Below are 13234 nucleotides of genomic sequence, written 5' to 3'. Positions count from 1 at the left end.
TTTCTTAGATTGGCTTGGCTTTTGATAATACAGAACCATGCGTATCAACTAACTTAACTAATAGTTTTTCAGATGAATAGAGTTTCCTTGAGAATTAGAATCTTTTTAGCCATGTTACTTTTGGTAGGACTAGCTTCTATATTTATAGCCTTAGTAACAGTAAAACAATATAAAAGACAGAATAAAGAATATCTTGATACTAGATATGAACGAAAGGAACTTGCGGCACAAAAAAACGTGAATTATCAGTTAGAAAACACTTATTTCCCTGCTTTTCAATTTAATTTAGGGAATATCTTTAGAGAACGAATTCATGAAATTGCGATGGTGCATGACATGAAAATGAGTGTTTATAATTTAAACGGAAACTTACAAGTAAATTCTTTTGATCCTTGGTTTAGAGTTTTTAAAGATAGAATGCCCATACAAATTTTAGAATATTTAAAGAAAAGAGATTCTTATAGAGAGTCTATAACTTTAGATACGGGTAAAATATCGCAAGTGTCATATTCCTATATTCACGATAGAAATATGAATAAAGTAGGGATTCTTAAAATGGAATACATACAAGATAATAGTCAAGAAGAAGAAGAATTAACATCTTTTTTAAATAGACTTTTTGTGGTATATGGAGTGATGTTGTTATTAGCAGTTGCCTTTGCCTATTTTTTATCTAGTTACATTACTCGTTCATTAAAATCTATTTCTGATAAAATTCAAGAGACCAAATTGTTACAAAAGAACCAAAAGATTGATGTTAAAGATTCTGCATCAGAAATTGCTTCTATTGTAGACGCTTATAATCAAATGATTGATGAGTTAGAAGAAAGTGCCGAAAAATTAGCGAAGAGTGAAAGAGAACAAGCTTGGAGAGAAATGGCTAAACAAGTAGCTCACGAAATTAAAAATCCATTGACTCCTATGAAGTTAACGGTACAGAGTTTTGAAAGAAATTTTGACCCCAATGCCGAAGGAATTAGAGAAAGGGTTAAAGATTACTCTTTAATGTTAACTCAGCAAATAGATGTTATGTCTTCTATCGCAACTTCATTTTCTGATTTTGCTAGAATGCCTCAAAAGAATATAGAAAGAGTTGATATGGTAAAGACTATAAAGTCTGCGATTGATATTTTTTACGAAGCAGATATTGATTTTCTTTCTGAACAGGAAGAGATTTTTTTGAATGTTGATAAAAATCAAATCACTAGGGTAATTAATAATTTGGTGAAAAATGCTACCCAAGCAATTGAAGGGGTAGACGATCCTAAAATTGAGGTAAAAATTACAGAGAATAGTAAAGAAGTTGTTTTAACAGTAAAAGACAACGGTAGAGGAATTGCTGATACTGACAAAGAACATATTTTTGAACCTAAATTTACAACCAAAACAAGTGGTATGGGATTAGGGTTGCCTATGGTGAAAAATATTGTTGAAACTTATAATGGTGAAGTTGAATTTAATTCTGTAGTAGGTTTAGGAACAGAGTTTAAAATTACGTTTCCTAAAAATTAATAATTTATGAAAAAACACTTATTAGCAATGTTGCTGTTATTAACAACAATGTTGGTCAATGCTCAACAAATTTCAGTATTGGTTTTTTCTAAAACAGCAGGATATAGACATGAATCTATTGAAACGGGGATTGAGGCTTTAAAAAAGATGGCAGAGGAAAATAAGTGGAAAATAACTTTTTCAGAAGATGCCTCTATTTTTAACAACAAAGATTTAGCAAGTTTTAACACCTTACTCTTTTTAAATACCACAGGTGATATTTTAAATGAAGGTCAACAAAAAGCCATGAAGAAGTTTATTGAGAGTGGAAATGGTTTTGTTGGAGTTCACGCAGCAACAGATACTGAAATGGAATGGGAATGGTATGGAGAAATGACGGGAGCTGTTTTTAAGAATCATCCAAAAATTCAAAAAGCAACCGTAAAACTAAATAAAAAAGAACAGCATGTGGCAACAATTCATTTAAAGGATCAAGAAGTGTTCTTAGATGAATGGTATAATTTCCACCTTCCAGTAAGTAATAAGATAAAGGTATTAGCAACTTTAGATGAAAGTAGTTATACTGGAGAGCAAATGGGGGTAAGTCATCCTATTATTTGGTATCAAATTTTTCATGGAGCAAGAATTTTTTACACAGGTATGGGACATACAAAAGAATCTTTTTCAGACATTCGTTTTTTAAATCAATTAAAAAATGCTGTTATTTGGACTTCAGCAAAAGAATTATAAGGCTAACCGAATTTTTATCAAAATTTGTAACTGAATGTCAGTAGGTTATGAATTACTTTTTTTATCTTAAGGATGTTTTACCTAGTCGTGTACAGTGTTAATTCTAAACCTTTTAAATAAATTGATTATGCAAATAGAGAACATCCAATTTGAGCAAGAAGGAACCATTATGTATATCACAATCAACCGTGAGAAGTACCTCAATGCATTAAATAAGAAAACAATTTTAGAGTTAAATCATGTGTTGTCTTTGTGTGAATCAGATGATAGTATTCGGGTTTTAATTATTACAGGATCAGGTGATAAGGCTTTTGTTGCGGGGGCAGACATCAAAGAGTTTGCAAGTTTTAATAGGAGAGAAGGAACAGAATTGTCTCGTTTTGGACATGAATTGTTGTTTGATAAAATAGCAACGTATACCAAACCTGTTATTGCAGCAATTAATGGATACGCTTTAGGGGGGGGATTAGAATTGGCTTTGGCGGCACAAATAAGAATTGCTTCAAACAATGCAAAAATGGGACAGCCTGAAGTTACTTTGGGAGTAATTCCCGGTTATGGAGGTACACAAAGATTAACCCAATTGGTGGGAAAAGGAAAAGCAATGGAATTGATTTTAACAGGGGAGATGATTTCAGCAAATGAAGCTTTAAAAATAGGAATGGTGAATTATGTAGTTTCTCAAGAAGACTTGATGTTAAAAGCCATTGAAATTGCCAATAAAATTGCAGCAAACTCTCCTAGAGCTGTAAGAAAAAGCATTCAAGCAATCAATGCTACTTATGGTAATATTGGTTTGTTAAAAGAGATAGAGTTGTTTGGTTCTTGTTTTGGAACCGAAGAATTTCAGGAAGGAGTTACTGCATTTTTAGAAAAACGAAAACCCAATTTTTAGAAAGAGAGGTGTGTAATTGTTTAAGACTAAAGGAAAATTATTCATTGTTCATTGCTCTTTGACTGTTAAACACTTATTTTTGCACAAATTTTAAGACATGTACATATATAATGTAACTACAAATGTAGCAGATGGAATTCATGAAGATTGGTTGTTGTGGATGAAAGAATCTTATATTCCTCAAATGTTAGCTACAGGAAAATTTTCAGGAGCTAAAATGACTAGGGTCATGATTCAAGAAGAAATGGGTGGGAAAACCTATTCAGTGCAATATGCAATAAAAGATAGAAATACTTTTAAGGCATTTTACATGGAAGATGCTTCTAAGATGAATGCAAAAATGCAAGCTAAATTTGAAAATGGACAAACAGTTTCATTCCAAACAGAATTAGAAGTAATAGAAGATTTTTATTAAATCTTATATTTATAACTACAAAAAACGCTCCATATTTTGGAGCGTTTTTTATTATACAATTTGACTAAATAATTCAGGATTATCATTCAAATATTCTCCAAAAAATCCTTTTTCTTTCATTCGATAAAGTAAAGGTTCAAAGTCTTCTTTCTGACTCAATTCAATTCCAACAATGGCAGAAGCAGTACTTCTACTATTTTTTTTGGTGTATTCAAAATGAACAATATCATCTGTTTCTGATAATACATCTCCTACAAATTCTTTTAGCGCTCCAGCTCTTTGCGGAAAACGAACAATAAAATAGTGTTTTAAACCATCGTATAACAAAGCGCGTTCTTTCATTTCTTCCATTCGGGTAATGTCATTATTCCCTCCGCTTAAAACACATACAACGGTTTTTCCTTTAATCTCATCAGCATAATTATCTAGTGCAGCTATAGAAAGAGCTCCTGCAGGTTCTGCAACAATGGCATTTTCGTTGTAAAGCTTTAAAATGGTTTTACAAATATGACCTTCGTCAATCAAAGAAACATCTTCTAAATAATCTTTACAGATAGGGTAAGTGTTGTCTCCCATTTTTTGAACAGCAGCTCCGTCAACAAATTTATCAATATTGTTAATTTTGGTATTCTCTCCTTTTTCTAAAGATGTTTTTAAAGAAGGAGCTCCTTTGGGTTCTAAACCAATAATTTTGGTGTTAGGACTTAAGTTTTTAAAAACAGTAATCATCCCGGAGGCCAATCCACCACCACCAATAGGTAAAAATAAATAATCTATGGGTTTGTCTATAATATCTAAAATTTCAAGAGCAACCGTTCCTTGACCAGACATCACATCCCAATCATTAAAAGGATGCACATAAGTAGCCTTGTTTTCTTGTTGATAAATTTCGGCTGCTTTAGAGCTTTCATCAAAAGTATCTCCAATCAGTTTAACGGTAGTAAATTCGCCACCAAACATTTTAACTTGAGATATTTTTTGTTTTGGGGTGGTCACTGGCATAAAAATAACACCCTTTACTTTTAAAGTTTTACATGCAAAGGCAACTCCTTGAGCATGATTCCCTGCACTGGCACAAACAACTCCGTTTTCTAGCTCTTTTTTACTGAGGTTTTTAATTCTATTATAAGCCCCGCGAATTTTATAAGATCTCACCAATTGTAGATCTTCTCTTTTAAAATAAATGTTAGCATCAAACTTTTTAGAGAAGTTATCCATGTAGGATAAAGGAGTGTTTTGGACAACTCCTTTGATATTCATTTGTGCTTTGATGATGGATTCTAAGGTAACCATATAGTTGAATTGTTTGCTTTGATAAAAATAAAAAAAGCCGTTGCATTTGCAACGGCTTTCTGTAATATTAAAAGATCGTAATTATGATACGATTTTTTTCATTGCCGTCATAGACTCACGTAATTCTTCACCAATATACTCAACTTCGTGTTCACGAATAGCTTTGTTTACAGCAATTAATTCTGCGTTGTCAACACCATTGCTTCCTGTAGAGAATGGCTTACCAATTAAGTTACTAGGTGCGTTTTTAACGTACTCAGCAATTAAAGGCTTACAAGCGTGGTCAAATAAGTAACATCCGTACTCTGCAGTATCAGAAATTACACGGTTCATTTCAAATAATTTTTTACGAGCAATTGTGTTTGCAATTAATGGAGTTTCGTGTAAAGATTCGTAGTAAGCAGATTCTTCAACAATTCCAGAGTCAACCATTGCTTCGAAAGCCAATTCAACACCAGCTTTTACCATAGCAACCATTAAGGTACCGTTGTCGTAGTATTCTTGCTCAGAAATTTGGAAATCTCCAGCAGGAGTTTTTTCAAAGTTAGTTTCTCCAGTTTCAGCACGCCAAGTTAATAAGTTAATATCATCATTAGCCCAGTCAGCCATCATAGTAGAAGAAAATTCACCAGAGATGATATCATCCATATGCTTTTGGAACAATGGTCTCATAATATCTTTTAACTCTTCAGAAACTTTAAAAGCTTCAATCTTAGCTGGATTAGATAATCTATCCATCATGTTGGTAATACCACCGTATTTTAAACCTTCAGTAATAGTTTCCCATCCATATTGGATTAATTTAGAAGCATATCCTGCATCAATTCCTTCAGCTACCATTTTGTCAAAACATAAGATAGATCCAGTTTGTAACAATCCACATAAGATTGTTTGCTCTCCCATTAAATCAGACTTTACTTCGGCAACAAAAGAAGATTTTAATACACCTGCAGTGTGTCCTCCTGTACCAACAGCATAAGCTTTAGCATAATCCCATCCTTTTCCTTCTGGATCGTTTTCAGGGTGTACAGCAATTAAAGTAGGTACTCCAAATCCTCTTTTAAATTCTTCACGAACCTCAGATCCTGGAGACTTAGGTGCCACCATAATTACAGTAATATCTTTACGGATTTGCATTCCTTCTTCTACGATGTTAAAACCGTGAGAGTAAGATAATGTAGCTCCTTTTTTCATCAATGGCATCACAGCAGTAACAACAGCAGTATGTTGTTTGTCTGGAGTCAAGTTGATTAGTAAATCAGCAGTAGGAATCATTTCCTCATAAGTACCTACAGCAAAGTTATTTTCAGTAGCATTAAGGTAAGATTGTCTTTTTTCTTCAATAGCAGCTCCTCTTAAAGTGTAAGATACATCTAATCCAGAATCACGCATGTTTAATCCTTGGTTTAATCCTTGTGCACCACATCCAATGATTACAATTTTCTTACCTTTTAACGCTTCAACACCATTGTTGAATTCGCTTCTGTCCATAAATTCACACTGTCCTAATTGCTCTAATTGCTCTCTTAAAGAAAGTGTGTTAAAATAATTTGCCATTTTGCTTTTATTTTTATTCTAATTGTTTATTTGTTATTTTGCTAAAAATGAGCTTGATGGAATTAAAAACCATCAAGCTCAATATTTTTTATTGCGTTGCCAAATTTAGGGAATTCTATTGAACTATCTCTCCTAAAAATTTACGAATATTCATAGCTTCTTTTGAAATGGCTACTCTACCTGAACGAACAAATTGAGCAATCCCAAAAGGTTTAAAAGATTCATATATAGCATCTATTTCATGTCTTCTGCCTGCTTTTTCAACAACAAAGAAGTTTCTATTAACAGTTACAATATTCATATTGCTCTCTTTGATGATGTTTTGAATTTGTGGATTTTCAAACAGCAAATCAGATTTAAATTTAAACATTGCAGTCTCAGTAAATATAATTTCATCATCAGTATGATAATAAGCTTGTATTACTTCTACTTGCTTTTCTAACTGACCAATAATTTTCTTTACCGCTTCTTCAGTCATGTTAACAACAACAATAAATCTAGATACATTTTCAATTTCTGAAGCAGAAACGGTTAAGCTTTCTATGTTTATATGTCTTTTAACAAAAATGGTAGAGATTCTGTTTAACAAGCCTAAGTTGTTTTCAGAATAAACGGATATGGTATATAATTTTTTTTCCATGTCTTTTGTTTTCTAGCTTAATCTTACATCTGATACACTAGCACCTGTAGGTACCATTGGAAATACATTGTCTTCTTTTTCTACCATTACTTCCAAGAAGTATGAAGTTTCGCAAGCAATCATTTCGTCTATCGCAGCTTGTAAGTTTTCACGTTGGGTTACTTTTTTAGCAGGAATGCTATAAGCTTCAGCCAACTTAATAAAGTCAGGATTAATCATTTCTGTAGAAGCATAACGTTTGTCAAAAAATAATTGTTGCCACTGACGTACCATTCCTAAGAATTCATTATTCAAGACTACAATTTTAACAGCAGTTCCTGTTTGTAAAATAGTACCTAATTCTTGACAAGTCATTTGGAAACCTCCATCGCCAATAATAGCAACAACATCTCTAGCTGGAGCTCCCATTTTTGCACCAATAGCCGCTGGTAAAGCAAATCCCATAGTACCTAAACCACCAGAAGTTACATTACTTCTAGTGTTGGTAAAGTTAGCGTAACGAACTGCCATCATTTGGTGTTGTCCTACATCAGAAACAATTACAGCATTGTCTTTTGCTGCTTTGTTAACTCCTTGTAATACTTCCCCCATAGTTAATCCTTCTTTGGTAGGATTTAATTGACTGTCAATAACTTTTTCGTATTCTATTTTATCAAAAGCTCTGAACTCATTTAACCAAGCTGAATGATCTTTTTGATTTGTATATTCTAAAACTTTAGCCAAAGTATCTTTAGCATCACCTATAACAGCAACATCAGTTTTTACATTCTTATCAATTTCGGCAGGATCAATATCAAAATGAATGACCTTTGCTTGCTTAGCGTATACATCTAATTTTCCAGTAACACGGTCATCAAAACGCATTCCAATAGCAATTAACACGTCGCATTCATTGGTTAATTTATTAGGACCATAGTTTCCATGCATTCCAACCATACCTACATTTAAAGGATGGTTAGTAGGCATTGCAGACAATCCTAAAACCGTCCATGCTGATGGAATTCCAGATTTTTCAACAAATGCTTTCAATTCAGCTTCAGCGCTTCCTAAAATAACTCCTTGACCAAAAATAATCATTGGTTTTTTAGCAGCGTTGATAATTTCAGCAGCTTCTTTTACTTTTTCAATGTTGGTTTCTGGAACAGGTTTGTAGCTTCTTACATGTGAGCATTTTTCGTAGCCATTGTAATCAAGTACCCCTTGTTGTGCATCTTTGGTAATGTCAATTAATACAGGTCCTGGTCTACCAGATTTAGCAATATAAAATGCTTTGGCAATGGCAGCAGGAATATCTTCTGATTTGGTTACTTGACAGTTCCATTTAGTAATAGGAGATGAAATACTAATGACATCTGTTTCTTGAAATGCATCGGTACCTAATAAATGTGAGGCTACTTGTCCGGTAATACATACCATTGGAGTAGAGTCTATTTGAGCATCTGCAATTCCTGTAATTAAGTTGGTAGCTCCAGGTCCTGACGTAGCCAAGGCAACACCAACTCTACCCGAAGTTCTAGCATAACCTTGCGCTGCATGTGCAGCACCTTGTTCATGTCTAGTTAATACATGATGTAATTGGTCTTGGTATTTATATAGTTCATCGTAAATGGGCATAATGGCTCCTCCTGGGTATCCATATGCAACATCAACACCTTCTGCAATAAGACATCTTACTACTGCTTCGGCTCCTATGATTTTTTCTGTTTTTTTCATACTTCGTGTAGTATAAAGTACAAAGTATTAAGTACAAAGCATAAAACTGTTTACTTTGTACTTAGTACTGCGTACTAAAATTTAATATTTATCAGTTACACATCCTTCAGAAGCAGAAGCTACTGATCTTGCGTACTTGAATAAAATTCCTTTACTGTGTTTTAAAGGTGGTTGGATCCATTTTGCTTTACGAGTGGCAATTTCTTCATCTGAAACTTGTAAAGTGATAGAATTGTCCTCTGCGCTAATGGTTATGGTATCTCCCGTTTCTACCAATCCAATTAATCCACCGTCTTGTGCTTCGGGCGTTATGTGACCTACCACAAACCCGTGAGTTCCACCAGAAAAACGTCCGTCAGTAATTAAAGCAACTGATTTACCTAAACCGGCTCCCATAATTAATGATGTTGGTTTTAGCATCTCTGGCATTCCAGGTCCACCTTTAGGTCCAACATAACGAATAACGACGACGTCTCCTCTATTAACTTCTCCATTTGAAATACCAGTATTGGCAGCTTGTTCACCATCGTAAACAACAGCTCTTCCTTCAAACTTCAATCCTTCGTTTCCAGATATTTTTGCTACGGCACCTTTTTCAGCAAGGTTTCCATATAATATTTGTAAGTTACCTGATGATTTTAAAGCCTTGTCTGTAGGATGAATCACATCTTGATCTTCAAACTCCATAGCTTCAACATCAGCTAAGTTTTCAGCCAAAGTTTTTCCTGTAATAGTCATACAGTCACCATGTAAATATCCTTTCTCTAATAAATATTTCATAATGGCTGGAGTACCACCAATACCGTGTACGTCTTCCATTAAATATTTACCTGATGGTTTTAAATCTGCAATTAATGGAGTTCTGTCAGATACTCTTTGGAAATCTTCCAAAGTAAATTCAATATCACCAGCATAAGCAATGGCTAAATAGTGTAATACTGCATTGGTAGATCCCCCTAATGCATTTACCAATGCAACAGCGTTTTCTATTGATTTTTTAGTAACAATATCTTTTGGTTTTAAGTCTAACTCTAATAAGTTTTTCATGGCTTTTGCGGTGCGCTCAGCTTCTGATAATTTATTAGGGTTTTCTGCAGGAATTGATGAGTTGTATGGCAATGCCATTCCCATACATTCTATAGAAGATGCCATGGTATTAGCAGTGTACATACCTCCACAAGCACCAGCTCCTGGAATAGCAGATTTAATAATTTCTCTATATTCTGTTTCGTCAATTTCACCCGCTACTTTTTGCCCTAAAGCTTCAAAAGCAGAAACGATATTTAATTTACGTCCTTTGTATTTTCCTGAAGCAATACTTCCTCCGTAAACCATTAAAGAAGGGCGATTTAAACGTAACATCGCAATAATAGCTCCTGGCATATTTTTATCACAACCAACAACTCCTACCAAACCATCATAGCTTTGAGCGTTTACGACAGTTTCCATAGAATCTGCAATAATATCTCTTGATGCCAATGAATAATTCATTCCAGAAGTTCCCATTGAAATACCATCACTCACACCAATAGTGTTAAAAGTCAATCCAACTTGATCGTTAAGATTTGTATATTTCTTAATTTCTTGAGCTAAGTTGTTCAAATGCATGTTACATGGGTTTCCATCATAACCAGTACTTGCGATACCAATTTGAGGTTTGTTCATGTCTTCATCTGTTAATCCTACTGCATACAACATTGCTTGTGAAGCAGGTTGAGATGGATCTTGGGTAAGTCTTTTACTGTGTTTATTTAATGCCATTTTTAAAGGTCTTTATTTCGAAATTTTCTCAATGAACACACAAAATTAGAATAGTAATTAAGGATAAAAAAAAAATCCTAAAAAACTTACGTTGTTCAGTTGGATGTATATTTTTTAAAACACTGTAAATCAGTTTTTTGTATTTTTTAAATAATGATGTTAACCTGTTTATAATCTCTTTATTTAATTTATTAAAAAGTGAAATAGTTGTTATATATTGTAAAGAAAAGAACAGTTTTGTTAAACTAAGTATTTTTACGTAGTATAATTAAGTAGTTATATCTTTTAAAAAAAGGGATTTATTTGTAGATTTGTGAATCTCAAATAAAAATATTAAGGAAATATTAAATTTTATATGTCAAACACAGCAATACTAGAAATAGAAGGAAAAAAGTACGAGCTTCCATTAGAGCGTGGTTCAGAGAACGAAGTAGCAATTGATATCAAACAGCTTAGGGCAGCAACAGGAGGTGTTACGACGATTGATCCAGGTTTTAAAAATACAGGTTCATGTAAAAGTGCTATTACCTTTTTAGATGGTGAGAAAGGAATTTTAAGATATAGAGGATATGCAATTGAAGAATTGGCAGAAAAAGCTTCTTTTTTAGAGGTTTCTTATTTGCTGATTTTTGGAGAATTACCAACGGCTGAACAATTGAGTAAGTTTGATCAGGACATCAAAGATAATTCAATGGTAGATGAAGATATTCACAAAATTTTGGATGCTTTTCCTAAGAATGCACATCCAATGGGAGTATTATCTTCTTTAACAAGTGCCTTAACAGCATTTAATCCAAAAGCTGTAGATATTGCTTCACAAGAAGATATGTATAATGCCATCGTTATTTTAATGGGAAAATTCCCTGTATTAGTGTCATGGTGTATGCGCAAGATGAAGGGAGAACCTTTGGATTATGGAGATGTGGATTTAACATATACAGAGAACTTTGCTAAAATGATGTTCAAAAAGGCAAATAAGGAGTATAAGTTTAATCCAACAATTATTGATGCTTTGGATAAATTATTAATCTTACATGCAGATCATGAGCAAAATTGTTCTACTTCTACAGTAAGAGTGGTTGGATCTTCTCATGCTGGGTTATTTGCTTCAATTTCTGCAGGTATTTCTGCTTTATGGGGTCCATTACATGGTGGGGCTAACCAAGCGGTAATTGAAATGTTAGAAGAAATTAAAGCTGATGGTGGTGGTTTTGAAAAATATTTAGAAAAAGCCAAAGATAAAAATGATCCTTTCCGTTTGATGGGATTTGGACATAGAGTATATAAGAACTTTGATCCTCGTGCAAAAATTATTAAAGTTGCTGCGGAAGAAATTCTTAAAGATTTAGAGATTGAAGATCCTGTGTTAGATATTGCAAGAGGTTTGTCTGAAGCGGCATTAAATGATGAATATTTTAAATCAAGAAATTTATATCCTAACGTAGATTTCTACTCAGGAATTATTTATCGTGCATTAGGGATTCCTGTAGAAATGTTTACTGTGTTATTCGCAATGGGACGTTTACCAGGATGGATTGCTCAATGGAAAGAAATGAGAGAAAATAAAGAACCTATTGGTCGCCCTCGCCAATTGTATGTTGGGGAAACATTAAGACCATATGTAGAAATTGAGAAAAGATAATATCTATTAAAGATTAGATGTTTATACAATAAAAAACCTCCAATACTTATATGTTTTGGAGGTTTTTTATTGTATAAAATAAGAATATATAGTAGATGATGAAAAAAGCCTTTCTTTAATTTAAAGAAAGGCTTTTATTATAATGTGTAAAAAAGATTTAGATAACTGCTTTAGTTCTAATCTTGTTATTTTGAATCAAATCAATATATAAGTTGATTTGTTTTTTTAAGTTTTTACGTTCGTAAATGGCATCTAAGAAACCGTGTTCTAACAAAAATTCTGAACGTTGGAAGCCTTCTGGTAAATCTTGACCTGTAGTATCTCTAACCACACGAGGTCCCGCGAAAGCGATCAAAGCATTTGGTTCAGCAATATTAATATCTCCTAACATAGCATAAGAGGCAGTAGTACCTCCTGTAGTAGGGTCTGTACATAAAGAGATATAAGGAATTTTAGCTGCTGCCAATTGTGTTAATTTGGCAGAGGTTTTTACCATTTGCATTAAAGACAATGGAGCTTCTTGCATACGTGCTCCACCAGATTTTGAAATCATTAAAAAAGGAGTGTTGTTTTCTCTAGCATAATCAATAGCTCTTGCTATTTTTTCTCCTACTACAGATCCCATAGAACCACCAATAAAAGCAAAATCCATAGCAGCTATAACGATTGGTTTTCCATAAGAATTACCAACAGCTGTTCTTACAGCATCTTTTAAATTGGTTTTGCTTTGTGCTTCTTTAATTTTTTCAGAATAAGGTTTGGTGTCTTCAAAATTTAAAGAATCTACAGGTGCTAAATCCTTGTCTAGCTCAGTGTACTTATTGTTATCGAATAATATTTCAAAATATTCATTACTACCAATTCTTACGTGGTATCCGTCTTCTGGACTTACATATAAATTCTCTTTTAATTCATCTGTATCGATGATTTTTCCGCTAGGAGTTTTGTACCATAATCCTTTAGGTACATCTTTCTTTGCTTCTGTAGGTGTTTGAATTCCTTTATCACTTCTTTTAAACCAAGCTGTCATAATTATTCATTTAAATAGAGGGGCAATTTACTAAAAAAAATAGAGAA

11 protein-coding genes are annotated in these 13234 nt (G+C 33.3%); 5 read left to right on the top strand and 6 right to left on the bottom strand.

From position 1 onward, the window contains the following. Window positions 1-72 precede the first annotated feature (72 nt). The 4 genes from BUB70_RS00895 to BUB70_RS00880 all read left to right on the top strand — a co-directional run bounded on the left by BUB70_RS00895 (window position 73) and on the right by BUB70_RS00880 (window position 3551). Window positions 73-1512 (top strand): sensor histidine kinase, encoded by a 1440-nt coding sequence (locus tag BUB70_RS00895; RefSeq protein WP_229742945.1) that lies wholly within the window; start codon window positions 73-75, stop codon window positions 1510-1512. A gap of 6 nt (window positions 1513-1518) precedes the next feature. Next, the gene (locus BUB70_RS00890; RefSeq protein WP_084730127.1) at window positions 1519-2241 is read left to right on the top strand and encodes a ThuA domain-containing protein; all 723 of its coding nucleotides are present in this window, start codon (window positions 1519-1521) and stop codon (window positions 2239-2241) included. Window positions 2242-2368: 127 nt separating this feature from the next. Next, complete coding sequence (locus BUB70_RS00885; protein WP_073117802.1) at window positions 2369-3136, top strand: enoyl-CoA hydratase/isomerase family protein; 768 nt, start codon at window positions 2369-2371, stop codon at window positions 3134-3136. 97 nt (window positions 3137-3233) lie between these two features. Next, a complete protein-coding gene (locus tag BUB70_RS00880) occupies window positions 3234-3551 on the top strand; it encodes a DUF4286 family protein (RefSeq protein ID WP_073117801.1) in 318 nt (105 codons plus the stop codon). Between the two features lie 51 nt (window positions 3552-3602). On the opposite strand, the gene ilvA is transcribed toward BUB70_RS00880, so the two are convergent. From ilvA to ilvD, 5 genes are all read right to left on the bottom strand, one after another. Beyond that, on the bottom strand, window positions 3603-4844 hold the full coding sequence (gene ilvA / locus BUB70_RS00875) for a threonine ammonia-lyase IlvA (RefSeq protein ID WP_073117800.1): 1242 nt from the start codon (window positions 4842-4844) through the stop codon (window positions 3603-3605). An 81-nt stretch (window positions 4845-4925) separates the two neighbouring features. Continuing rightward, on the bottom strand, window positions 4926-6401 hold the full coding sequence (ilvC, locus tag BUB70_RS00870) for a ketol-acid reductoisomerase (protein WP_073117799.1): 1476 nt from the start codon (window positions 6399-6401) through the stop codon (window positions 4926-4928). Between the two features lie 115 nt (window positions 6402-6516). Next, complete coding sequence (gene ilvN, locus BUB70_RS00865; RefSeq protein WP_073117798.1) at window positions 6517-7041, bottom strand: acetolactate synthase small subunit; 525 nt, start codon at window positions 7039-7041, stop codon at window positions 6517-6519. A gap of 12 nt (window positions 7042-7053) precedes the next feature. After that, a complete protein-coding gene (gene ilvB, locus BUB70_RS00860) occupies window positions 7054-8754 on the bottom strand; it encodes a biosynthetic-type acetolactate synthase large subunit (protein ID WP_073117797.1) in 1701 nt (566 codons plus the stop codon). A gap of 81 nt (window positions 8755-8835) precedes the next feature. Continuing rightward, window positions 8836-10515 carry a dihydroxy-acid dehydratase gene (ilvD, locus tag BUB70_RS00855; RefSeq protein ID WP_073117796.1) on the bottom strand — a complete coding sequence of 560 codons (1680 nt, stop codon included), beginning with the start codon at window positions 10513-10515 and terminating at the stop codon, window positions 8836-8838. Window positions 10516-10870: 355 nt separating this feature from the next. Between ilvD and BUB70_RS00850 the strand changes: the two genes are divergently transcribed. Then, the gene (locus BUB70_RS00850; RefSeq protein WP_073117795.1) at window positions 10871-12157 is read left to right on the top strand and encodes a citrate synthase; all 1287 of its coding nucleotides are present in this window, start codon (window positions 10871-10873) and stop codon (window positions 12155-12157) included. A gap of 157 nt (window positions 12158-12314) precedes the next feature. On the opposite strand, the gene accD is transcribed toward BUB70_RS00850, so the two are convergent. Further along, window positions 12315-13187, bottom strand: coding sequence for an acetyl-CoA carboxylase, carboxyltransferase subunit beta (accD, locus tag BUB70_RS00845; protein ID WP_073117794.1), 873 nt, complete (start codon window positions 13185-13187; stop codon window positions 12315-12317). Window positions 13188-13234 lie beyond the last annotated feature (47 nt).

This window comes from Wenyingzhuangia marina (assembly GCF_900130035.1).
GTDB lineage: Bacteria > Bacteroidota > Bacteroidia > Flavobacteriales > Flavobacteriaceae > Wenyingzhuangia > Wenyingzhuangia marina.
Note: the sequence above shows the minus strand (reverse complement) of the source record. Positions and strands in the feature narration are given on the sequence as shown.